A 23,247-nucleotide genomic window follows, 5' to 3' on the forward strand; every position below is an offset into this window, starting at 1 on the left:
CGGGATGTCCCGGCCGGGCCCGTTCCGCTGTCTAAAGTCCCTCCCGGCCGGCATCCGGGCCCCTGTCCGGATCGTCGTGCGAGCCCAGTACGTCATACGTGTCGAGCCGTCCGCACATGCCGAACTTTCCGTGCGCCGCCGGGAATCGGGTACGCGTCCGCGCCTGCGCAAGATGCGAGTCGTCGCCCGCCGCGAGCCGGTCGAGCTGGGCGCCGGTCTGCCGGGCCGCCTCGGCCGCACCCACCTCCCAGCGGGACCGCCAGTCCGCCACCCGGCGCCGTACGAGCATGGCGGCGGCCCGCTGGAAGTCGAGCAGGGGCTCCGGGTCCCCCGCCTCCCACGCCGAACGCAGCACGGTGAAACCCTCGATCGCCAGATCGCGGCGGTGGCGCGCCACGGCGGCCTGTTCGGCCTCGGCCGCGTCCGGGATCCGTACGGCGCGCGCGTAGGTCTCCGGGTCAGTGAGGTATTCCGGCGGGAGGGTGAGCACGGCGTCTCCGGCCTCGGGCAGTCCGTTGTTCTGCATGAGGACGACGATGCGCAGCCCGCCCTCGTTGATGAGACGGTGGATGGTGCCGGGTGTGAACCAGACCAGGGCACCCGGTTTCAGCGGTGTGGTGTCGGAGGCCTCCGGGCCGAGGGTCTGGACGGCGCCCCGGCCCTCGGTCACCACGTACGCCTCGGAGCAGGTGAGATGCAGATGCGGGGTGCCGCCGCGAAAACCGTCGGCGGCCTCCCAGTCGTACACACTCAGATGCGAGACGGCGACGGCCCCCGGGAGCCCGGCGAAGCTCGCCGCCGGATCCACGCTCACCACGGCTGCCGCTCGAGGTGGCCGGTGATGTCGTCCCGCTCCCAGCTGCCGTCGGCCACGACCACCCGCCAGCGCCGGGTCAGGGTGTCACCCGGCGCAAGGAGCAGCTCCTCGTGGAACGCCCAGGAGGGCGCGACGGCGGCGAACGGGTCGCTCCGTACGAACCAGTGCGCGGGGTGCTCACTCCCCTCGCCGGTGTGTTCGTTCTCCGGCGCGTGCGCGAAGACGACCGTGGCGTGACCGTCGACGGAGTCGAACTCCCCGCTGTACGCGACCCAGGGAGCCTGCGTGCCCATCAGCTCCTCGCCCTCCAGCTCGGGGCTCAGGAGCCGCCCGCCCCGGAAGCCACGCGGTCCGCGCCAGAAGAGACCGGTGTAACCGGCCATCTCACGGCCCGCCGTGGTGGGACTGCCGAAGCGCAGCGCCTCGTCACGACGGTTGGTGATCGCGCTGGACCAGGTCAGCGTCCAGGCACCGGCCTCGGTGTCGACGTCGTGGATCTCGATCCGGCGGGCCTCGTCCGCCCACGGGTCGCCGTCGAAGTTGCGCCAGACCAGCCGCTCGGCGATGACGGCGCGCCCGTCGGCGGCCGACACCTCGTCGAAGCCCTCATGGCTCATCGAGCCGACACGCTCGGGCAGCGGGAGGTAACCCTCGCCGTGCACATAGGTGTTGCCGCCCCACAGGTTCTGTCCCGACAGATGGGAGGCGGTGAGCTGGAGGCCCTTGTGCCAGCGGTGGTCGTTGGGACGGTAGTCGGTGACCACACCGCCGGACAGGGTGCGCAGCGGGTGCAGATACGGCTTGGGGGCCTCCCACGCCGCTTCGGGCTGGTAGACGTAGCCGAGCAGGGTGACCTCGCCGGCCCGCAGATCGATGCGGTCGCCGTGCGCGTGGGTCAGCCGCAGTTCTGGGGTGGCCGGGGCGTGCGTTGTCATACGGGCGTCTCCGTGACGGGTACGGCTGCGGCGGATTCGGCGGGGGCGGCGGTTTCGGCGAGTGTGGACGGGGGGCCGGTGGGCGCGGAGGCTGGTGCGGACACCGGCGCCCAGCCCGGCGTATTGCCGTGCAGGGCCGTGTGGAAGGGATCGCCGGGCACGATCTCTCCCGCTCTGACCGTGGCGTCGGTGAAGGCCGACTTGTAGAGCGCGGTGATCAGTTCCAGGCTGCCGCGGCCGTCGGCTCCGCTGCCGCGCGGCCGTCGGCCGGCCCGCAGATCGGTGACGAGCGAACGCAGCTGGGCGAGATGCGAGCTGGGCACGTCCTCGCCCAGGTCACGCCAGCCGGCCAGTTCCCCGGCGTCGGCACCGGGCGCCGGGGTGATCCGCCAGTCGTCGTTGGAGTGACCGTACAGATGGGTCAGTTCGACGGTGGCGCGCTCGCAGTCGACGCGGATACGGCTCACCTCGTCCGGGCTGAGCACACTGTTGACGATGGTGGCCAGCGCCCCGTTCTCGAAGCGGACGAGCGCCGTCGAGACATCCTCGGTCTCCACGTCGTGCACCAGCCGGGCCGCCATGGCGCGTACTTCACTCCAGGGACCGAGGAGGTCGAGCAGCAGATCCATCTGGTGGATGCCGTGGCCCATCGCGGGGCCACCGCCCTCACTGGCCCAGTTGCCCCGCCAGGGCACCGCGTAGTAAGCGGTGTCCCGGTACCAGGTGGTCTGGCAGTGGGCGACCAGCGGGCGCCCCATCGCCCGCGCGGCGAGCAGGGAGCGGACATGCCGGGCCCCGGAGCCGAATCGGTGCTGGAACACGATCGACGCGTACGGTCCGCCGTCCGCCTCCGGCCCCTCCGCCGCCTCGATGGCGTCGAAGTCGGCGAGCGACGGGCACGGTGGTTTCTCGCACCACACCCAGGCGCCGGACCGCAGTGCGGCCACGGTCTGTTCGCGGTGGAAGGCGGGCGGCGTGCAGACGGTGACCAGGTCCGGCCGCTGTTCGTCGAGCATGCGGCCCAGGTCGGTGTACGGGTGCGGGATGCCGCCCTCGGCGCAGAACGCCCGTACGGCGTCCTCATCGATGTCGAAGGCGGCGACGACGTCGATGTCGTCGCCGAGTGCCTTCAGGGCGGGGAGATGTGCGCCCCTGGCGATCTGTCCGGTGCCGATGACGGCGGCGCGGACGCGCCGGTCTTTCACATTGCGCGGAGACACGTTGCGCGGAGACGTCGCGAACACTCCCTTTCGGGCTTCTGGTTCCTCGTGCAGCAAGCGCTTTCTTCGAGAAACGTAAAGTCACCGGATATCCGTGTCAACGGGTCGGACAACGCTCACGCGCCACGAACCCGGCCGCGGGCGCACGCTCCCGGGAACCGCGCGGCCGTCGGTCCTTCGATGCCGCGCGCGGGTGGGGCGGGCACCACGCGCCGATGGGCGGCGCCCCACCTGTGTGTGGCCTACCTCGCCAGAACGGCCAGGATGGTCTTGCCGCCACCCACGCGTGGCCGGACGGTGACCCTCTCGGCCAGACGCTGGATCATGGGCCAGCCGAATCCGCCCGTACGGCCCGTGAGGTCCGGTGTACGGTCCTGCGGCTGCGCGGGGCTGGGATCCTTCACCACGATCCGCAGGCTGCGGCGATCCGCACACAGTTGCAAAGAAGTGACCTCCCCGGCATGGCGCAGGGAGTTGGTCACCAGCTCCGAGACGATCAGCACCAGATTCTGCGAGGTGTGTGCGGACGGCGTCGGGCACAGACCGGCCAGGAACCGGTAGGTCGTCTCGCGGGCCTCGGCAGCCAACTCCGGCCTACAGTCCCACTCGGTGTACCGGTGGGAATCGTCGTCGCTCATGATCGGGTGGTGCATCGGGCTCACCCCGTCGGTTGGACTTCGTTTGCGGCCATCTCTTCCGGCCGTTTACCCCAGCAATGAGATCCGAAGAGTGTCCGAGTCAACCTTGTTGTTCATGAGCCGTGCTCATCGTTGTTCATGAGCCGTGCTCATCGCGCTCACGCGTCATCCACGACACGCGCCCGCCGGGCACGTCCCTCACCCGGCGGGCGCCTCGCTCACGAACCGTCGCCCGCGTCGCCAGCCCCGAGCGCGTCCTCGGTCGTGCCGTACACCGGCAGCGCGTGTTCGAGGCCGATGACGTCGAACAGCCGCCGTACGAACGCGGACGGCTGCGCGAGGCGCAGCCTCGGGCCCAGGTCGCCGTAGGCGCGGAGCAGTACGTTCACCGAGGTGGAGTCGGCGAAGGTGACCCGGGACAGATCCACCACCACAGGACCGGTCGGGGTCTTCCCGGCCTCGGCCAGTGCGGTGACGAGCGGGGCGATGCTCTCCAGATCGAGATCGCCGCTGACGGCGACGATCACCGCGTCGCCATCCTGGCTCGTGACCACTCCCATGGCCTGACCTGCGCTGTGAGGGGGTTGCACCGGGATCCTTCGGGCTGACGAACAGGACGTCACCACGATAGAAGTGACAGTTGCCCTTTGACAACATTCTTCGGTGAACAACAGCCTGTTCACCGCTTCGGTACAACGGCCGGGCGCGGAGAGCGGCGTGCCGTGACGCTGCCGCGAAGAGGGCCAGGACAGCGCTATGCGCGGTCCGTCACGTGGCCTCGCCGGGATTCGGCGGGCGCGTTCTCCACGGCGCCGGGACACCCGGTCACCGCGGCGCGGAACGCCGACAGTCCCTCCGCGAGCATCAGGACGTCCGAGGGATCCATCCGCTCCAGCACGCTGCCGACCTCGCGGGTACGCAGGGCGCGGTACTCGTCCAGCACGGTGTGACCACGCCGGCCCAGCCGCAGTTCGACCTCGCGGCGGCTCGTCGGGCTGGGCGAGCGGACCACGAGTCCCATGGCCTCCATCCGGTCGCAGAGCCGGCTCAGCGAGGAAGCGCGTGAGCCGAGAACCTCACCGAGCGTCCGCAGATTCGCGCCCTCATGCTGCTCGATGACGAGAAGAGCCCGCAGCTGGGACGGCGAGACCGGTCCGGTGGGCGCCGCTTCCTGGCCACGCCCCCACAGCACCTCGAGCAGCTCCGAGGCGGTAGAGACGGCCTCGGCGACCTGGTCGCTCTGGCGCGGCCCACCGGTGGAACGGGACATCGATCCACTCTTTCATCCGGTACGGGCTTTGTCAGCCCGGAAGGATCCGCCCCTGGAAGAAGGCGTGCCCCCGCTCGCGAACCGTACGCCACAGGCCCTACGGCACCTACGGACCGCGTCGGAGGTCCCGGACCACGTCAGACCGGGATCCGGCGGCGCTCCAGGTCGAAGAACGCCTGGACGCGCTTGCCGACGGGGACCCGCTCGGCGGTCAGCCGGTCGCTCAGCGTGTGGACTATCTCGATGCCGTGCCCGCCGAGCCGGCCGGGGTCGCGCGCGAAGCGGCGCGGCAGGGAGGAGCTGGAGTCGTACACGGTCACGGTCACCTGCCGGTCCGTGCCCTCCAGCTCCAGCAGATACGGTCCATGGCTGTGCCGCTCGGCGTTGGTGACCAGCTCGCTGACGACAAGCAGCAGATCACTGTCCGTACGGTCGCCGAGCGCGGCGAACCATTCGGCCTCCAGCTGCTGGAGGAATCGGACGGCGAGCAGCCGGGCCTCGGCGATACAGCCCGGTTCCCCGCTGAATTCCGCTGCCCGGCGCAGTGGCTGCACGGAGTCCGCGAAGGAAGTGAATGCCGCACCGCCGATGGTCTGTTCGTTCATACGCTCCTGCCCGCGCACCGGTGAAGGCGATCGGGGGACCCCTTCTCGAATTCCCTTATGCCCCATGACGCTGCCGGTATGCCCACCGGTTTCCATGAAGGGCGTCACGTACGCCGACGGGACCGGCGGATGCCACGCGCGCGCCGACGGCGGCCTCACATACGTCCCGGGAGCCGGACCACGCTGACGAAGAACTCGTCGATCTGCCGGACCGCCGCGATGAACTGATCGAGGTCCACCGGCTTGGTCACATACGCGTTGGCGTGGAGCTTGTAGCTGCGGAGGATGTCCTCCTCCGCGGACGACGTGGTCAGTACGACGACGGGGATCGACGCCAGCTCAGGATCCGTCTTGATCTCCTCCAGCACCTGGCGTCCGTCGTACTTCGGCAGGTTGAGGTCGAGCAGGACGAGGTCGGGGCGCGGGGCCTGCGCGTGCTCGCCCCGCCGGTACAGGAAGTCGAGGGCTTCCTCCCCGTCGCGCACCACATGGAGGGTGTTGCGGATCTTGTTGTCCTCGAACGCCTCACGGGTCATCAGCTCGTCGCCCGCGTCATCCTCGACCAGCAGGACCTCGATCGGCTGCGCGGGCATGTTCACAGTGGTCACGGAGCAGCTCCCGGCGGGGTGGTCGGTGTGGCGTCTGGGGCTTCCGAGGCGCCAGAGACACCGCTGACGCCGGGCGCGGCGCGGGCAGCCGACGTGGCGGTGTCAGCGGGCACGGTGGAGTCGGCGGGCGCGGCCGGGGCGGCGGGGTCCACCGGTTCCGCCAGGTCCGCGGATTCCACCCGCGGCTGCGTGGACTCCTCCGCAACGACGACGGCCGGCACGGTGAAGTGAATACGGGTGCCGCCTTCCGGTGCGGACTCCAGCCAGATCCTGCCGCCGTGGAACTCGACGATCTTGCGGCACAGCGCCAGGCCGATGCCCGTGCCCTCGTACTCGTCCCGCGCGTGCAGCCGCTGGAAGATGATGAAGACCTTCTCGGCGAACTCGGGCGCGACTCCGATGCCGTTGTCCGAGACCGTCAGATGCCACTCGTCGTCCTCCCGGATGCAGCCGATGGCGATCCGGCACGGTACGTCGGGCCTGCGGAACTTGATCGCGTTACCGACGAGGTTCTGCCAGAGCATGGCCAGGGTGGTCGGGTCACCGGTCATCTCCGGCAGCGGTTCCCGTTCGACGGTGACGTCGGACTCCTCGATGACCAGCGCGAGATTGCCCAGCGCACGGTCCAGCACCTCGTCGAGCTCGACGCTCTGCCAGGCGTCGTGCACCCGCCCCACCCGGGAGAAGGTGAGCAGATCGTTGATCAGGATCTGCATGCGCTTGGCGCCGTCGACCGCGAAGTCGATGTACTGCTTCCCCCGGCCGTCCAGTTGGTCTCCGTACCGCTTCTCCAGCAGCTGGCAGAACGAGGCGACCTTGCGCAGCGGCTCCTGGAGGTCGTGGGAGGCCACATACGCGAACTGTTCCAGCTCCGAGTTGGAGCGGCGCAGCTCCTCGGTCTGTTCCGCGAGGAGGGCCTCACGCGACCGGGACGCTTCGAGTTCATCGGCGAGGCGCCGGCGCATGTCCTCGACGGCCGCGCCGACGGCCCGCAGGTCGGAGGGGCCGCCGACCTCGATGCGCCGGTCGAACGCCCCCGCGCGTACGCCGTCGGACGCGGCACGCAGCACGTTCAGCGGCCGGCCCACCATCCGGTGCAGCACGAACGCGAGTCCCACCACCGCGAGGGCGAAGACGCCCAGGACCGCGATGAACACGGCATCGCGCAGCTCACGGGCGTCATCGAGTTCGGTGCGCGCCTGCTTCCCGGCCTCTTCGAGATGGCGCTGCTGGAGGGCGAAGAGACCACGCAGTTCGTCGAAGCCTTCCTTGCTGCCTGTCAGCCGTTCCGCGGACGCCGATTCGGCGCCCCGGACCTGTACGGACTTGATGAGCGGTCCCGCCTGCTCGCGCCGCCACCGCTCGGCGGCGCCCGTTATCCGGGCGAGGTCGTCGGCGAACCGGGGGTTCGACGCCACGATGGCGCTCATACGCGCGACGGACCGCCGCTCGTCCTGGCGGCCCGCGTTGTAGGGCGTGAGAAAGGACGGGTCGGCGGTGAGCGCGAAGCCGCGTACGCCGGTCTCCTGGTCGAGGAGCGCCTTCTGGAGCTGGTACGCGCTGGAGCGTGCGGGCTGGATCCGGTCGACGAGGTCGTTGGTGCGGTCGTTCGTCCGCGACAGCAGCGCACCGGCGACGAGAGTGCAGCCGCATACCACCAGCACCAGGGCCACGAGGATCAGCTGGACCCAGCCCTGCACCGAGAGCCGGGCCCGCATGGTCGACCACGGCGAAGGACGGGACGCCGGGCGGGAGGGGAGGGCGGGTGAGGCGCGGGGCATCTGTCCTGGCTCGTCGGGGCTCATCATGTGCCGTCCTCTGTTGCACTGCCTGCGGTGGTACCGGTCCCCTGCCCCGGAATGCTCCCCGTACCGGCCCAGCCGAGATGGAGTACGGCGACATCGTCCGCGAGGCCGCCGTAGGGAGCCGCTCCCTCGGTGGCCCCGTCCACCAGCGCGTCGACGAAGGAGTCGGCCGACAGCGCGCTGTGCGCTCTCGCCAGCTGAAGCAGTCCGTCCTCGCCGAGCCGGGTCGACGGGCTCGTACGCCCCTCGAAGAGGCCGTCCGTGAAAAGCACCACGTGTCCGCCGGGCGGCAGCGGCAGTTCGGTCTCGGTCCAGCGGCCCATGCCGGGCAGCAGGCCCAGTGCCATGCCCACCTGCGGCTCCTCCCAGTGGACCGCCGATCGGTGCCGTACGAGCAGCCCCGGGTGGCCCGCACGGACGACCCGTACCTCCCGCCCGCCGGGGGGAAAGACCAGCGAGGTGACGGTGGCGAACACATGCTGGTCGGCCCGTTCGGCGACCAGTATTTCCTCCAGCAGGCGCACCTGGTCCAGCTGCCGTGTCCCGCACAGTACGGCCGTACGCCAGGCGACCCGCAGGCAGACCCCGAGAGCCGCCTCCGCGGCGCCGTGTCCCGAGACATCCCCTATGACCGCGTGGACCGTGCCGTCCAGGGTCTGGACGACGTCGTAGAAGTCACCGCTCAGCAGGCCGTGGGCGCGCCCCGGCTCGTACCGGGCGATGGCCTCGAAGTCGTCCCCGCGCAGCAGCGGGACGGGGAGGAGGCCGCGTTCCAGCCGGGCGTTCTCCTGGGCCATCTGCTCGTTCGCGCGGAGGGCGGCCGAGGCCTGTTCGACCTGCTTGCGCTGGAGGGCGTAGCGCAGTGCCCGGCTCAGCGCCTCCGGGTCGAACCGTCCCTTGACGAGATAGTCCTGCGCGCCGGTCGCCACGGCGGAGAGGCCCGCCTCGCCCTCCGCCAGGCCGGTGAGGACCACGATGGCGGCGTCCGGAGCGCTGCGGACGATACGGGTGACGGCGTCGACTCCCTGCGCGTCCGGCAGATGCAGGTCGAGCAGCACACAGACCGGAGCGGTGCGGGCGGTCAGGAACCGCTGGGCCTCGGCCAGCGTCTTGCACCAGGTGAGCGGGGAGTCCAGATCGCTGTCCGCGAGCATCTCCTCGACCAGCAGCGCGTCGCCCGCGTCGTCCTCTACCAGCAGCAGGATCGCGTCGCCGGCCCACAGGGAGTCGCGTACGACCGCTGTAGCCTCCTGTGACCGTACGGCGACTCCGTTGGCACGGCGGCCTCGCGCGGGCCGCGACGAGAGGCCCGCGGGCAACTCGACCACTTTCCACCCCCCTCACCAGGCGACGCCGGTCGCCCGGAGTCGTTCGGCGGGAAGCATATGCGACAACCCAAGCATCATTCCGCTCGCGGTGAGAGAACGCCTCTCAGGGGTGCACTTGTGGCAAACCTACGCACGTGGGTGGTGTATTCACGTACTCCGGTTCACGCGCGCGCGAAACATGCGATGCTCTCCGCCGGATCACGAGCCAGCAGCCGCGTACGGGGGTGCCGGGATGACAACGGTAGGCGACGGAGCGGACAACTCCGTTTCGAGAACACCGGCATGGCTGGACGCGCTCCCGACGGGTACGGCCGAGGCCCGCGCGCTGGTGCGCTCCTTCCTGGACCGGTACGAGCCGGCGGTGCCGGAGCGCACGGCGGTCGATGTGCTGCTGGTGGTGTCGGAGCTGGTGACCAACGCCATCCGGCATGCCGGCGGGGTGACAGGTTTCCGGATCTCCGCGCGTAGCGGGGTGGTCGAGATCGCGGTTCGCGACGCGAGTCCGCGGCTTCCCGCCCTCAAGCAGCACCGGGAGGACTGGCTGCCCGGCGGCTACGGCTGGCCGCTGGTGCACCGGCTGGCCGAGGTCACGGTGACGGCGCTCGGGGACGGCGGCAAGCTCATCAAGGCGCTGATCCGTCATTGACGCGCCCGCTGATCCGACGCCGCCCGCGACCGCTTCCGCTTGGCCGCCGTTCATCCGGCGACCGTCAACGGCCCACACCCATGGCATGCTGGTGCCCCATGAGTCCCGACCATCACCAGGCATCTGAGAACGCTGTCGTGACGCATCGCCCCGACGGGGATTCGTTCGTGGTGATACTGGCGGGCGAGGTCGACATCGACAGCGCGTCCGAGATTGAACTCGCGCTCAGCGACGCGGGACGGTTCGGCGCCTCACGCGTGGTCATCGACGTCTCCCAGGTGGTCTTCGCCGACTCGACGGTCCTGCATCTGCTGCTGTCCGCCGCGCGCCGGTACGAGCTGCGCCTCGTGGGCCCGTTGCACCGCTCGGTGCGGCGGCTGCTCGACGTGACCGGTACGGCGGCGCGCTTCCCGGTCGATCCCGATCTCGACACCGCGCTCCACCGCTGACGGCCGCCGCCAGGCCACCCGCACCTGACGGCCGGCCACTTGTCGGTTGACGTCGGCCACTCGCAGTTGACGGCCGGCCCGGGTCGGGTCGGAATTCGCCGGTTTCACTCGATCGGGGACCTGGAGGAGGGATTGCGCCCCTCGCCCCGATGGAGGACCGTTGCCGTGCGACAACACATCGGGCGAAGAAGCGAGAGGGTGAAGGGAATTCGTGCCGGGCGGGACTTCGCAGACCCGCTCTGGGCCACGGCATTCCACTATGTGAGGCATTCGTTGACGAGCACGTCCATGACCGACGAGGCCGCAGGTGGCGTGGCTCCGGAGTCGTCGCCGCACCCGGTGATCGTGGCCGACCGTACCGGCGTGATCCGGCTGGTCAACGCGGCGGCGGTCACGCTTCTGCCCGGTCTCGCCGCCGGTTCCCGGCTCGCCCGGCAGGGACCGCCCTGGCTCGCCGAGGCCCATGCCGAGCGGGAGTGGACGGCGTACGGAGCCGTGGGCGAGCGCTCCTACCGGGCGAGTGGTGCCGAGACGGGCTCCGGGGGCCAGACGACCTGGTGGCTCAGCGACGAGACGGATCACCGGGCGACGAAGGACGCGCTCGACACGGAGCGCAGGCGCACCGCGTTTCTGGTCGAGGTGTCCGACCGGCTCCTCTCGTCCCTCGACCCCCGTACCTGCGTGGACACGACGGCACTGCTCGCCGCCGGGCATCTGGCCGACGCGACCGTGGTCGTGGGACCGCGGACGGGCCGCCGGGTACCGCTCACCCGCGCCGGGCAGGACGGAACCGTCACCCGTGAGGTGCGCTCCGCCGCCCCCACGGACCTGCCGGGTCTGGCCGAGGCGCTCCAGGTCTTCCCGCCGGCCCCCTCCCGCTGGATCGATCCGGGGACCGCTCCCGCCTGGCTCGCCCCGGAGGGATTCGGTGAGATCGGCTCCGTACTGGTGACGCCGCTGCCCGGCAACGGGGCACCGGCGGGTGCGCTGATCCTGCTGCGCCGGGCCGGACGGGCGCACTTCACGGAGGACGAGGAGCGATTCGCCCGTATCTTCGCGGCGCGGGCCGGCGCCGCGGTCTCCGCGTCCCTGGTCTTCGCCGAGCAGTCCTCGGTCGCGAATCTGCTGATGCGCGATCTGCTGCCGCCGCGGCTGCACCACTACGACGGCGTGGAGTTCGCCGGCGGCTACCGCACCTCGCGGGACGACCAGCAAGTCGGCGGGGACTTCTACGACTTCTACCCGGCCGATCAGCAGGGAGGGGAATCCCAGGCCGTGTTGGGCGACGTGTGCGGCAAGGGGCTGGAAGCGGCCGTGCTGACCGGGAAGATCCGCAACACCCTTCAGGCGCTGCGGCTGGTGGAACCGGACCACGAGCGGCTGCTGAAACTCCTCAACGGCGCCCTGCTCACCTCGCACCACACCCGGTTCGCGACGCTGGTGCTGGCCTCCGTGGCGCGGTTGGCGCACGGCGTCGAGCTGCGGCTGACCAGTGGCGGGCATCCCGCGCCGATGATCGTCCGGTCGAACGGCACGGTGGAGGAGGCCCGTACGAACGGCACGCTCATCGGGGCACTGCCCGAGGTGTCCGCGCGGACCTTCCGTACGGCTCTTCAGCCGGGTGAGACGTGTCTCCTCTTCTCCGACGGCATCACGGAGGCGAGAGGCGGACCGTCCGGTGCCGAGATGCTCGGTGAGCGGCGGCTCTCGGCCACGCTCTCCCAATGCGCCGGAATGCCGGCGGAGACGGTTGTCGAACGCGTTTCGACGCTCGCGACCGAGTGGGTGGGCTCCGGCCGGCACGACGACATGGCGCTGGTCGCGATCACAGCGCCGCGCCGGAATCATCTGAGCGCGGTGGGAGGGCACGGACCGGGCAGGTTCACCGCATGACCGTTCCGACTTCCGACCCTCGCCCCGAGCCCGCTCCCGGCTCCCCGCCGGAATCCGTTCCCGAGTCCGTGCCGGAACCTCTTCCGGAGCCGCTGGCCTTTGTCGTCACCACGCCACGGCCCGACACCGTCGAGGTGAGGCTGGACGGGGAGATGGACTACGAGACGTCGTACGAAGTGGTGGACTCCGTAAGGAGTCTGCTGCGCACCCACCGGGGCGTGCGCAGGCTGGAGCTGCACTGCGGCGGGCTCACGATGTGTGACTCGATGGGGCTCGCGGCGCTGTTGATGATCAGGCGTCTCGCCGAGGCCGACGACGTACAACTGTTCCTGACGGAGCGTCAGCCGACATTGGAGCGGATGCTGGAAGTAACCGGCACCATGGGCCACTTGAACGGAACCGGGGACGAGGAGCACGAAGCGCGCGAGAAGCGTTCACCGTCGGGCGACGGCCGCCCCGGCTGAGCCGTCGGCCGCGCTCCCGTCCCCGGTGGCGAGGGGGCGCGGGGCGCGGTTTCATGGAAGGCAAAGCGTCGCGGGCCCGGAGCGACGGCCCGGAGAGCGGGTCGGGGCGGGGTCCGGCGCGGGGGTCCGGACAGCGGGCTCGGCCGGGGTGCCGGAGAGCGGGCCCGATCGCGGGAACGTCGCGACGAGGACGCGGGGAGACAAGTGGAGAAAGAAGGCACCTTCATGCCGTTCGTCACCGTCGGGCAGGAAAACACCGGCTCCATCGACCTCTACTACGAGGACCACGGCAGCGGCCCCCCAGTGGTCCTCATCCACGGCTATCCGCTCGACGGGCACTCGTGGGAGAAGCAGGAGCGAGTCCTCCTGGAGACCGGACACCGAGTGATCACCTACGACCGGCGGGGCTTCGGCAGGTCCAGCCAGCCGGTCATCGGCTACGACTACGACACGTTCGCGGCCGACCTGAACGCCCTCCTCGACCACCTCGGCCTTCCTGAGGTGGATCTGGTCGGCTTCTCCATGGGCACGGGCGAGGTCACCCGCTATCTCGGTACGTACGGCTCCAGCCGGGTCGGCAAAGCCGTGCTGATGGGGGCCATCCCGCCCTTCCTGCTGAAGACCGACGACAATCCCGAAGGCGTCGACCGGTCCGTCTTCGACGGCATCAAGGCCGCCGTGGTCGCCGACCGCCCGGCGTACTTCAAGGATTTCCTCGACAATTTCTACAACGTCGACCAGTACCGCGGCACCCGCATCAGCGACCAGGCGTGGAACAACAGCTTCAACACCGCCGTCGCCGCGTCCGCGCACGCGGCCCATGTCTGTGTCGACACCTGGCTGACCGACTTCCGTGAGGATCTGCCCAGGATCGATGTGCCCACGCTGCTCCTCCACGGGAACGCCGACCGCATCCTTCCGTACGAGAACACCGCCGAGCGGCTCCCCGCGCTCATCAAGGATCTGACCTTCGTGACGGTGGAGGGCGGGCCCCACAACATCGCCTGGACCCACCCGGAGATCGTCAACCCGGCGCTGCTCGACTTCCTCAAAGCCTGAGGAGTCATGCCTGAGGAGTCATGCCTGAGGAGTCATGGAGGCTCGGTCAGAAGTCAGGAGGGCTCGGCCAGAGCGGATCGGGCGCGGGCGGCGCGCACCGCGGCGGAGAGTCCCTCGATGTCGTACGCGCCGTGGTGCCGACGCCCGTTGACGAAGAAGGTGGGGGTGCCCGACACACCGCTCACATCGGCGGTCTCGACATCCTCGGCGACCCGGGCGGCTCCGGCGTGCGCCTGTAGATCCCGGTGGAAACGGTCGGTGTCCAGCGCGCCCGCCTCGGCGTAACGGAGCAGGTCGGCGGGGAGCAGATCGCCCTGGTGGCGGAGCAGCAGGTCGTGCATCTCCCAGTAGCCGTCCTGAGCGGCGGCGGCCTCGGCGGCCTCCGCAGCGAGCTGGGCGTTCGGGTGGACATCGTTGAGGGGCAGATGGCGCCAGACGTACCGGACGTCCCCGAAGTCCGCGAGCAGCTCACGGATGACGGGTTCCGCCAGCCCGCAGTACGGACACTCGAAGTCGCCGTACTCGACGACGGTCACCGGCGCGTGGCGCGGGCCGCGTACGTGGTCGCGGTCCGGATCGACGGGCGCGGACAGATCGACGATGGACTCGGCCGTGCCCAGCAGGGCGTTGATCCGGGGGCGCCGGGGCAGCGTGCCGATCGCGCGGGTGACCAGCCAGGTGGCGGCGAACGAGCAGAGCACCGCGCTGAGAATGCCGATCTTCGCCTGCGCCAGCTGATCGCCGTGGAAGGCGAGGGTGGCGATGAGCAGGGAGACCGTGAACCCGACGCCCGCGATGGTGCCGCCGGCCGCGGTGGCACCCCAGCCGACCGGCGGGCGCAGACGGCCACGGCTGAGCCGGGTGGTGAGGAGCGCGGAGCCGAGGATGCCGACGGGCTTGCCCAGCAGATAGGCGAACAGGATGCCCAGGGTGACCGGTGAGCCGAAGGCGTCCGCCAGCTGGGCGCCGCTCACGGGGATACCGACGTTCGCGAGTGCGAACACCGGCACGATCACATAGCTGGTCCAGGGGTGGTACATCCGCTGGAGCCGGGCGTTGGGTGAGATCGCCGAGGCCAGTCCGATGCGCGCCGAGCGTTCAAGTTCCGGCGTGGGCTGCTCGCGGAACAGCCGGAACAGCCCGCTCGCCCGCTCCAGGTCGCTGCGGGCCGCGGGATACGCATACGTCAGCAGCCCCATGGCGAGGCCCGTCACGACCGGGTCCACACCGGACTCCAGCAGGGCCACCCAGACGACGACGGCGAGCAGCCCGTACACCACGCCGTGGCGCAGTCCGAGGGCCCGTACCAGCAGGATCACCCCGAACGTCGCCAGGGCCACGACCAGCGCGAGCGCATTGATCCGGCCGCTGTACGCGATCGCGATCACGCCGAGCGCCACGAAGTCGTCCACGACCGCGACGGTGAGGATGAAGGTGCGCAGGCCCCGGGGCAGGCGGGTGCCGAAGACGGCGAGCATGCCCAGCGCGAACGCCGTGTCCGTGGACATGGCGGCGCCCCAGCCATGCGCCGACGCCTGTCCCGCGTTGAAGGCGAGATAGACGGCGACCGGGACGACCATGCCGCTGAGGCCGGCGAGCAGCGGGAGGGCGACCCGTTTGCGTTCGCGCAGTTCGCCCATGTCGAACTCACGGCGTGCCTCAAGGCCGACGACGAAGAAGAACAGTGTCATCAGCCCGCTGTTCACCCACGCGCGCAGCTCCAGCGAGACGCCGGTGGAGCCGACCCGGACGGCGAGATCTGTCCGCCAGAACTCCTCGTACGTCCCCGGTCCGAGGTTGGCCCAGACGAGCGCGGCCACCGCGGCGGCCAGCAGGACGGCGGCGCTGCCGGTCTCCGTGCGCAGGAAGTCGCGCAGCGGCGTGCGCATGTCGTCGCCGCAGGTGGTCTGGGCGGACGGGCTCGGGGCCGGCGGGGGCTCGGTCACCAGGCCATTCTCCTGCGGGCTTGGTGCCGCGCGCCTGCTGGAGGCCCACTCGCAGGCTGCGTAGGTGCGCCAGGGGGCGGTTGACCCGAACTCCCACCGAACAAACCGGTCACATTCCACACCAACAAGACACCAAGGGGCGCGCCGAGGAGAAATAAATTCGGCTTGTTTCTCTCTTTCGAAGGAAGTTTCCTGTGAAGTAACCGTGAACCCATCTTCATACCCGCCGGACGACACCTCGCTGACCAGGCCATATATCGTCCCGGTCGACATCTCAAGGAATGATCACCCACTGACCGAATCACACCCTTGACCGTTCCTCGGAGCGAGAACCAGACTCGCAAGCAGCACTCATGCATCAGGAGCCACAAGCGCATGCGCATGCGGATGGCCCTGCGAGACCGATATCGCATGGGGTGTGTGACGGGGGAAAAACGGAGCGCATGGATACGAATTCAACTCATCCGCGCATTTCTTTCACCTCCCCTCCTCATCTCTTGGTGCGCGAAGGGAATGGAGGGGGAATGCCGACGCATATGGGCTATCCCGGCGTTTACATCGAGGAACTTCCCAGCAGCATCCGTACCATCGCGTCGGTCACCACCTCGGTGACCGCGTTCGTCGGGCACACCCGCCGGGGACCGCTCAATCAGCCAGTACGGATCACCAGCTTCGCCGACTTCGAGCGACGCTTCGGCGGGCTGACTTCCCAGAGCGCTGTCGGCTACGCCGTGCACCAGTTCTTCGGCAACGGTGGCACGGTCGCGGTGATCGTGCGTGTGGCCAAGGCCGGTACCGGCGAAGAGGCCTGCGTCACGCTCAACTCCACCGAGGGGCACAGCGAATGCGCGGTGCTGGAGGTGCACGCCAAGGAGCCCGGCGTCTGGGGCTCGGGGCTGCGGGTGGCCGTCGACCACGACACACCGGCCCCGGACGAGACGTTCAACCTCCAGATCCTCGACGCGCGCGGCGGCACCCGCGAGTCCTTCACCGGACTGTCGATGGACGCCGGACACGGACGCTTCGTGGAAACGGTCGTCAACGCCGGGTCCTCGCTCGTACGGGTCAAGGCCGTGGACGAGGGCAGGCCCGACCCGTCCGGCACCGTGTCCAAGCCCTTCTCGGCCGAACTGCCCGACCTGAACGTCGAGTTGAAGGTGAAGATCGGCGATGTGGAGCGCGAGTTCACGCTCCACGATCCCGATCATGACGGCGAGGCCCCGTGCACCGTGACGGAGTTGGCCCTCCTGCTGGAGCGCAAGCTGCGCGCGCTGCCCGACGCACCGGGCAAGCACGCCTTCGCCGGTGCCGAGGTCATCGCCTTCGGCCGACGGCTCCAGGTCGTCGCCGGATCCGTCGACCCCGACGACGTCGTGCGCTTCATCGGCGAGTGCGCCAATGACCTGGGGCTCGAGGCTTCGGTCAACCCGCCCGTCTTCCCGCTGAAGGGCGGCAAGGACGGCGACCCGCCCGGACCGCGCGACCTCATCGGCAGCGAGGTGAGCAAGACGGGCGTGCAGGCACTGCGCGATGTCGACGACGTCAATCTGCTGGCCCTGCCGGAGCTTTCCTCGTACGAGTCGACCGAGGACATGGTCACCGTCCTGTCGGCGGCCGAGCAACTCTGCGAGGAGCGGCGGATCTTCCTGCTGGTGGACTCGCCCTCGACCTGGGGCAGTGTGGACGCCGCGCGCGCCGGCATCGGCGCGTTCGAACCCGTACGCGGCAATCACGCGGCGCTGTACTTCCCGCATCTGCAACTGACGGACCCGCTCACCGGGCGGCTGCGTTCCTTCCCGCCGTCGGGTGCCGTCGCCGGTGTCATCGCCCGTACCGACGGCGAGCGCGGCGTATGGAAGGCACCGGCCGGGACCGAGGCACGGCTGTCCGGTGTCCGGTCGCTGACCGTCAAGCTGACCGACCGGGAGAACGGGCTGCTCAACCCGCTGGGCGTGAACTGTCTGCGCACCTTCCCGGTGGTCGGCCCGCTGGTGTGGGGCGCCCGGACGCTTCAGGGCGCCGACGCGCTCGACAGCGAGTGGAAGTACGTGCCGGTGCGCCGGCTCGCGCTGCATGTCGAGGAGAGCCTGTACCGCGGCTTGCAGTGGGTCGTCTTCGAGCCCAACAACGAGCAGTTGTGGCAGCAGATCCGGCTGAAGGCCTCGGCCTATCTCAACGATCTTTTCCGGCAGGGCGCTTTCAAGGGCGGCACACCGCGCGAGGCGTACTTCGTCAAATGCGACAAAGACACCACTACCGACGCCGACATCGAGCGTGGCGTGGTCAATGTGGTGATCGGTATCGCGCCGGTCAAGCCCGCCGAGTTCGTGATCGTGAAGATCCAGCAGGTGGCCGGGGAGTTCGCCCTCTCGTGACGAAGCCCGGAGCTGTGATGAAGCCCGGAAACGTAACAGAGTCCGGAGCCACGCGGATTCCGAACCCGAAGCCAAGCTCGTAATCAAGGAAAAGGAACACGAAGGAAACCGATGGCTGAGTTCCAGGTAAACGCCCATCGCTTCGACCCCTACAAGAATTTCAAGTTCCTGGTCCTGTGGGACGGTCGAACGGTCGCGGGCATCAGCAAGATCAGTCCCCTGAAGCGCACCACCGAGGTGGTCAAGCACCGGCACGGCGGCGACCCGAGCTCACCGCGCAAATCGCCGGGCCGCTCGGAGTTCGAGGGTGTCACGCTCGAACGCGGTGTGACGCACGACCCGGAATTCGACCGCTGGGCCAACAAGGTCTGGCAGGTCGGTGCGGGGCTGGGAGCGGAGGTCTCGCTGCGCGACTTCCGCAAGGACATCATCATCCAGGTGCTCAACGAGGCGGGGCAGGTGGCCGTCTCGCACAAGCTCTACCGGGCCTGGGTGAGCGAGTACCAGGTGCTCGGCGAGCTGGACGCCAACGCGAACGCCGTCGCCATCCAGAGCGTCAAGCTCGAATGCGAGGGCTGGGAGCGGGACTACGAGGTGGTGGAGCCGGTCGAGCCCTCTTTCACCCATCCGGCCTGAGGCTCGGAGGCACGCACCGGAGGAATGAGGGATGACGCCTACGGGACCCACCGAGCTGCTCGCCACCTGGGAAGCCGGGCTGGCACAGCACGACTCGGGAAGGTCTCTGCTGCTGCACCGGGCGGCCCGGCCGGGGGCCGGCACCGACGAATTGCTGTCGATGCCGGTCGGCGAGCGGGAGGCCGACCTGTTCGCGCTGCGCCGGGCGCTGTTCGGCGAGCGCATGCAGGTACGGATCGAGTGCGCGTCGTGCGGCGAGGCCATGGAGTTCGACCTCGACGCGAAAGCGCTCGGCGTCCGGGGGCGGGCACCGGACGGGCCCCTGCGGGTGGAGGAGGGCGAGTGGGTGGTCGAATTCCGGCTGCCGACGGTCGCCGACCTCGCGGCGGCCGGTGGCCTGCCGGATCCGCGGGAGGCCCGTCGGCTGCTCCTGACGCGCTGCACGGTGTCGGCCGTACGGGACGGGAAACCCGTCCCCCCGGAGCAGTTGGCCGGGCAGCTGCCGCTCCCCGTACAGCACCGCCTCGCCGAGGCGGCGGCGGACGCCGACCCGGCGGCCGACGTGACACTGAACGTCGCCTGTCCCGAGTGCGGTGAGGCCACCCCGGCCGAGCTGGACATCACCTCCTACCTCTGGACCGAACTGGACACCTGGGCAAGGGACTTGATGCTCGATGTCCACCTGCTCGCCACTGCCTACGGGTGGAGCGAGCCGGAGATCCTGGCGCTCAGCCCACTGCGGCGTCGTTACTACCTGGAGCTGTGTACGGATGCCTGACTACTTCGACCGGCTGCTCGCCCGGTACACGCCGGTGCCCGCGGCCGGTGGCGCGGCCCGGGTCCGGCCACGGCTGCCCGGCCCGTTCGAACGAGTCGAGGCACTGCGGTCGGCACCGACGGAGCCCGACGAGCCGGCCGCTCTGATTCCATCCGCGCCCCAACCCGTCTTCGGGACAGCCGAGTTGATCCGCCACGAGCGCGAGGTGCGGACCGACCGGCACACGGTCGTACGGACCGAGGCGGCAGGGCCGGGCGAGCCGGAACGGCCGGCCGACGCGTTCACGCCACGTACGGATCCGACGACGCGGCCTCCCGCGGCGCGCACCGCTCCCGGGGCGCGTCCGGCGGACAGCGACAGCGCGCGCCCGGCGCGTCGCCCGGGGACGCGCACGCGGTCCGACGCGCCGACGAACGCGCCCGCCGGCGCCCGGCGGGAGACGGCCCCCGCTCCCCCGGCCGCCACCGCACCGGCCCGCCCGCGCCCCACAGACCTCAACCCTGCCCGTGGCACCACACCGAGCGGGGTGGGGCGGCGGGCGCCGAAGCCCGCGGAGCGTGTCGTACACGTACAGATCGGCCGGCTGGAGGTGAGTGCCGCGCCACCGCCCGGCGCGAACCGCGGCGCCACCGACTCCCCCGGTCGCACCGGCCGCCGCGCGCCCGCGCTGACCCTGGACGACTATCTGGCGCGCGGCGAGAAGAGGAACTGAAGCCATGAGCAACGCACTTGCCATCGCGACGGTCACCCAGGCTCTGGCTCTGCTGATCGAGAACAATCTGGGTCCCGAGATGGACATAGCGGTCAAGGTGGAGGCCCGTAAGCCCCATGCCGAGCCGCCGACGGAACCGACCGTCAATGTGTTCCTCTACCAGGTCACACCGAACCCCTCGATGCGCCACACCGACCTGCCGACGCGCGCCTCGGACGGCACACTGCTCAAACGCCCCGCCGCCGCGCTGGATCTGCACTACCTGATCAGCGCGTACGGGGACGAGACCGAGCTGGTCGGACAGCGGCTGATCGGGTGCGTAGTGCGGACCCTGCACGAAATCCCTGTGCTGCCACAGGAGTTGATCGAGCTGGCGGCCGAACGTCCGTATCTGGCGGGCAGTGATCTGGCCGAGTCGCCGCAGCGGGTGCGGTTCACACCGACGGTGATGGACATCGACGAGACGTCCAAGCTCTGGGGCATGCTCCATCAGACCCCGTACACACTGTCCGTGGCCTATCAGGCGTCGCTGGTCCTGATCGAGGGCCGGGAGAAGCCGGTCGCGGCGAAGCCGGTGGCCGAGCGGACGGTACGGGTTCTCCCGTTCGGGACGCCGGGGGCGCCGGTGCCGCCGGGCCCGTCCGCACCGGCGGAGGCTTCGGCAGAGGGACCGGCAGAGGATCCGGCGGAGCGTCCGGCCTCTGGCGAGGACGAGGATGAAGCCCAGGCCCAGGCCGCCGTACCCGCGAAGAAGCGCACCGCGAGCAAGTCCGTGGCGTCCAAGTCCACCGGGTCCAAACCGGCCGCCAAGCGGGCGGCGCCCGCGTCCCGTACCAGTGCCCCGGCCCGTACCCGTAAGGAATCGGGCGCGGGCGAAGACGGCAAGGAGAGCTGAGGGACGGTGCGCGACACGGGGGCGGGTGAGGGCGTGGGCACGGACAAGGGCCAACGGGCAGGGCGAGGCGCGGCGGACGCGGGTGCGGACGGCCGGGCGCTGGCCTCGGCCGTACGGTCGGTCCTCGCGCGCGTCGACGCCCATGCGCGACGCGCCCGGGACCGGGACAGGTCCGCGGAGGGCGACACGCCCGCCGACAGCGATCGGCCGGATCGAACAGATCGGACGGACGGTACGGCGGAAGCCAACGCGCCTGCCACCACCAGCCGTGCCGGCACCGACGGCGGCTCCGGTGTATCGCGTCCCCCGGCAGGCACACCGGAACTCCCTCCCGCCGGGGCGGCCGGTCCCGCCGGCCCCACCGGACCCGCGACCATGGACACGCTCGTCAGCTGTTTCGGGCTGAGTCCCTTCGAACGCGAGGTGGTCCTGCTCGCCGCCGCCGCCGAGCTGGATCCCACGACCGGCGCCCGCTGCGCCGCCGCGAGCGGTGATCCGGACCGCGCGCACCCGACGTTCTCCCTCGCCCTGGCCGCCCTCACGGAACCGCACTGGAGCGCGCTGACGCCCGTCGCACCGCTGCGCCGGTGGCGGCTGATCGAGCTGGACGACGAGACCCGGCTGACCACCTCGCGGCTCCGGCTCGACGAACGCATCCTGCACTTCCTGGTCGGATCGCCGTATCTGGACTCGCGGTTGCACGGGATGCTGCGCCGTACGTCCGTGCCGGACGCCCTTCCGGCCTCGTACGACCTGGCGGCGAGCCGCGTCGCGGCGGGTTGGGCGGGAGCCGGGCAGTACGCCCCGCTCCGTGTCGAGCTGGTCGGCGGCGATCCGCGCTCGCGCGCCGACATCGCGGCGGCCGCCGCCCGCCGCTCGGGGCTCGGCCTGTACGCGATGGCCGCCGACGACCTGCCCACCGCGCCCGCCGAGCGCGACCGGCTGGCCCGGCTCTGGCAGCGCGAGGCGATCCTGCTGCCCGCCGCGCTGCTGGTGGAGATCGGCGAGCTGGACCGCGAACAGACCGCCGCCGCCGAGGCGTTCATCGAGAGCGCGGCCGTACCGCTCGTCGTCTCCAGCCTCGACCCACGGCAGACCGACCGGCCGCGCGGGGACCGGGTCAGCGTGCCCATGCTCGACTCCGAGGAGCAACTGGGCGTGTGGGCCGACGCCTTCGAGGACATACCTGAGGTCTCCGAGACCGACTTGAGGAACCTGGTCGAGCAGTTCTCGCTGCCGCCCCATCTGATCCGCTCCGCCGGAGCGGCCGTCGTACGGGATCTGCCGGACGAGGACGAACTCGATGCCACCGGGCTGGCCTGGCAGGCCGGGCTCACGGAGGCCCGGATGGGCATGGACGGGCTGGGCCGGCGTATCGAACCCCAGGCCGGCTGGGGCGATCTGGTGCTGGCGGAGCGGCAGTTGAGGATCCTGCGGGAGACCGTCGCGCACGTACGGCAGCGGGCCACCGTCTACCAGGAGTGGGGGTTCGCGGCGACCCTGCGCCGGGGTCTGGGCGTCACCGCGCTCTTCGCGGGCGGTTCCGGCACCGGAAAGACACTGGCCGCCGAGGTGATGGCGAAGGAACTGGGTCTGGATCTGTTCATCATCGATCTGTCCCAGGTGGTCAGCAAATACATCGGCGAGACCGAGAAGAACCTGCGGAAAGTCTTCGACGCGGCCGAACGCGGCGGCGCGCTGCTGTTGTTCGACGAGGCCGACGCGCTCTTCGGCAAGCGCAGTGAGGTCAAGGACAGTCATGACCGGTACGCCAACCTGGAGGTCAGCTATCTGCTGATGCGGATGGAGGCGTACCGGGGTCTGGCGATCCTCACCACCAATATGAAGCAGGCCCTGGACACGGCGTTCATGCGCCGGATCCGCTTCGTCGTCGACTTCCCCTTCCCCGGCGAGAGCGAACGGGCCGAGATCTGGCGGCGGGTGCTGCCCGCGAAGGCCCCGATGAAGGGCATCGATCCCGCACAACTGGCCCGGCTGACGGTGGCGGGCGGCTCTATCCGCAATATCGCGCTGTCGGGCGCCTTCCTCGCAGCCGAGGAGGGCGACCGTCTCCAGATGCGCCACATGCTGGAGGCCGCGCGCACCGAATACCTCAAGCTGGACCGCTCCTTGACGCCTTCGGAGGTCAACGGATGGGTCTGAACGGG

General features: G+C 70.2%; 22 protein-coding genes. 11 read left to right on the forward strand and 11 right to left on the reverse strand.

The window, feature by feature from the left end; all coding sequences use genetic code 11:
• Nucleotides 1–31: 31 nt before the first annotated feature.
• From ACIOJD_RS25515 to ACIOJD_RS25560, 10 genes are all read right to left on the reverse strand, one after another.
• Nucleotides 32–814, reverse strand: a complete 783-nt coding sequence (locus ACIOJD_RS25515; RefSeq protein ID WP_401917778.1) for a cupin domain-containing protein — start codon at nucleotides 812–814, stop codon at nucleotides 32–34.
• Nucleotides 811–1,752 carry a PmoA family protein gene (locus ACIOJD_RS25520; RefSeq protein WP_401917780.1) on the reverse strand — a complete coding sequence of 314 codons (942 nt, stop codon included), beginning with the start codon at nucleotides 1,750–1,752 and terminating at the stop codon, nucleotides 811–813. Before ACIOJD_RS25520 ends, ACIOJD_RS25515 begins: the two co-directional genes overlap by 4 nt.
• Entirely contained in the window at nucleotides 1,749–2,996 is a 1,248-nt protein-coding gene (locus ACIOJD_RS25525; protein ID WP_401917781.1) for a Gfo/Idh/MocA family protein, read from the reverse strand. Before ACIOJD_RS25525 ends, ACIOJD_RS25520 begins: the two co-directional genes overlap by 4 nt.
• A gap of 218 nt (nucleotides 2,997–3,214) precedes the next feature.
• A complete protein-coding gene (locus ACIOJD_RS25530; protein WP_401917783.1) occupies nucleotides 3,215–3,610 on the reverse strand; it encodes an ATP-binding protein in 396 nt (131 codons plus the stop codon).
• Nucleotides 3,611–3,828: 218 nt separating this feature from the next.
• Nucleotides 3,829–4,170 (reverse strand): STAS domain-containing protein, encoded by a 342-nt coding sequence (locus tag ACIOJD_RS25535; protein ID WP_401917785.1) that lies wholly within the window; start codon nucleotides 4,168–4,170, stop codon nucleotides 3,829–3,831.
• A gap of 194 nt (nucleotides 4,171–4,364) precedes the next feature.
• Nucleotides 4,365–4,880, reverse strand: coding sequence for a MarR family winged helix-turn-helix transcriptional regulator (locus tag ACIOJD_RS25540; protein ID WP_401917786.1), 516 nt, complete (start codon nucleotides 4,878–4,880; stop codon nucleotides 4,365–4,367).
• Between the two features lie 137 nt (nucleotides 4,881–5,017).
• Nucleotides 5,018–5,485 (reverse strand): ATP-binding protein, encoded by a 468-nt coding sequence (locus ACIOJD_RS25545; protein ID WP_401917788.1) that lies wholly within the window; start codon nucleotides 5,483–5,485, stop codon nucleotides 5,018–5,020.
• Between the two features lie 155 nt (nucleotides 5,486–5,640).
• Complete coding sequence (locus ACIOJD_RS25550; RefSeq protein WP_401918047.1) at nucleotides 5,641–6,084, reverse strand: response regulator; 444 nt, start codon at nucleotides 6,082–6,084, stop codon at nucleotides 5,641–5,643.
• A gap of 5 nt (nucleotides 6,085–6,089) precedes the next feature.
• The gene (locus ACIOJD_RS25555; RefSeq protein ID WP_401918049.1) at nucleotides 6,090–7,811 is read right to left on the reverse strand and encodes a CHASE3 domain-containing protein; all 1,722 of its coding nucleotides are present in this window, start codon (nucleotides 7,809–7,811) and stop codon (nucleotides 6,090–6,092) included.
• Nucleotides 7,812–7,897: 86 nt separating this feature from the next.
• Nucleotides 7,898–9,121, reverse strand: a complete 1,224-nt coding sequence (locus tag ACIOJD_RS25560) for a PP2C family protein-serine/threonine phosphatase (protein WP_401918051.1) — start codon at nucleotides 9,119–9,121, stop codon at nucleotides 7,898–7,900.
• A gap of 337 nt (nucleotides 9,122–9,458) precedes the next feature.
• On the opposite strand from ACIOJD_RS25560, the gene ACIOJD_RS25565 reads away from it, so the two are divergent.
• From ACIOJD_RS25565 to ACIOJD_RS25585, 5 genes are all read left to right on the forward strand, one after another.
• The gene (locus ACIOJD_RS25565; RefSeq protein WP_401917790.1) at nucleotides 9,459–9,872 is read left to right on the forward strand and encodes an ATP-binding protein; all 414 of its coding nucleotides are present in this window, start codon (nucleotides 9,459–9,461) and stop codon (nucleotides 9,870–9,872) included.
• 137 nt (nucleotides 9,873–10,009) lie between these two features.
• A complete protein-coding gene (locus ACIOJD_RS25570; RefSeq protein ID WP_401917792.1) occupies nucleotides 10,010–10,321 on the forward strand; it encodes an STAS domain-containing protein in 312 nt (103 codons plus the stop codon).
• Nucleotides 10,322–10,609: 288 nt separating this feature from the next.
• Nucleotides 10,610–12,214: a PP2C family protein-serine/threonine phosphatase gene (locus tag ACIOJD_RS25575; RefSeq protein ID WP_401917794.1), complete on the forward strand. Its 1,605-nt coding sequence runs from the start codon at nucleotides 10,610–10,612 to the stop codon at nucleotides 12,212–12,214.
• On the forward strand, nucleotides 12,211–12,678 hold the full coding sequence (locus ACIOJD_RS25580) for an STAS domain-containing protein (RefSeq protein WP_401917795.1): 468 nt from the start codon (nucleotides 12,211–12,213) through the stop codon (nucleotides 12,676–12,678). Before ACIOJD_RS25575 ends, ACIOJD_RS25580 begins: the two co-directional genes overlap by 4 nt.
• A gap of 225 nt (nucleotides 12,679–12,903) precedes the next feature.
• Nucleotides 12,904–13,737 (forward strand): alpha/beta fold hydrolase, encoded by an 834-nt coding sequence (locus tag ACIOJD_RS25585; RefSeq protein WP_401917797.1) that lies wholly within the window; start codon nucleotides 12,904–12,906, stop codon nucleotides 13,735–13,737.
• Nucleotides 13,738–13,790: 53 nt separating this feature from the next.
• On the opposite strand, the gene nhaA is transcribed toward ACIOJD_RS25585, so the two are convergent.
• A complete protein-coding gene (nhaA, locus tag ACIOJD_RS25590; protein WP_401918053.1) occupies nucleotides 13,791–15,626 on the reverse strand; it encodes a Na+/H+ antiporter NhaA in 1,836 nt (611 codons plus the stop codon).
• Nucleotides 15,627–16,207: 581 nt separating this feature from the next.
• Between nhaA and ACIOJD_RS25595 the strand changes: the two genes are divergently transcribed.
• From ACIOJD_RS25595 to ACIOJD_RS25620, 6 genes are all read left to right on the forward strand, one after another.
• Nucleotides 16,208–18,058, forward strand: a complete 1,851-nt coding sequence (locus tag ACIOJD_RS25595) for a phage tail sheath family protein (RefSeq protein WP_401917799.1) — start codon at nucleotides 16,208–16,210, stop codon at nucleotides 18,056–18,058.
• A gap of 111 nt (nucleotides 18,059–18,169) precedes the next feature.
• Complete coding sequence (locus tag ACIOJD_RS25600) at nucleotides 18,170–18,694, forward strand: phage tail protein (RefSeq protein ID WP_401879346.1); 525 nt, start codon at nucleotides 18,170–18,172, stop codon at nucleotides 18,692–18,694.
• Between the two features lie 31 nt (nucleotides 18,695–18,725).
• Nucleotides 18,726–19,472 (forward strand): hypothetical protein, encoded by a 747-nt coding sequence (locus ACIOJD_RS25605; protein ID WP_401917801.1) that lies wholly within the window; start codon nucleotides 18,726–18,728, stop codon nucleotides 19,470–19,472.
• Nucleotides 19,465–20,184: a hypothetical protein gene (locus ACIOJD_RS25610; protein ID WP_401917803.1), complete on the forward strand. Its 720-nt coding sequence runs from the start codon at nucleotides 19,465–19,467 to the stop codon at nucleotides 20,182–20,184. The genes ACIOJD_RS25605 and ACIOJD_RS25610 overlap by 8 nt, the downstream gene beginning before the upstream one ends.
• Nucleotides 20,185–20,188: 4 nt before the next feature.
• A complete protein-coding gene (locus ACIOJD_RS25615) occupies nucleotides 20,189–21,079 on the forward strand; it encodes a Pvc16 family protein (RefSeq protein ID WP_401917804.1) in 891 nt (296 codons plus the stop codon).
• A 6-nt stretch (nucleotides 21,080–21,085) separates the two neighbouring features.
• Nucleotides 21,086–23,242, forward strand: coding sequence for an ATP-binding protein (locus ACIOJD_RS25620; protein ID WP_401917806.1), 2,157 nt, complete (start codon nucleotides 21,086–21,088; stop codon nucleotides 23,240–23,242).
• Nucleotides 23,243–23,247: the final 5 nt, after the last annotated feature.

Origin of the sequence: Streptomyces sp. NPDC088116 (assembly GCF_044741745.1) — a bacterium.
Classification (GTDB): Bacteria; Actinomycetota; Actinomycetes; order Streptomycetales; family Streptomycetaceae; genus Streptomyces.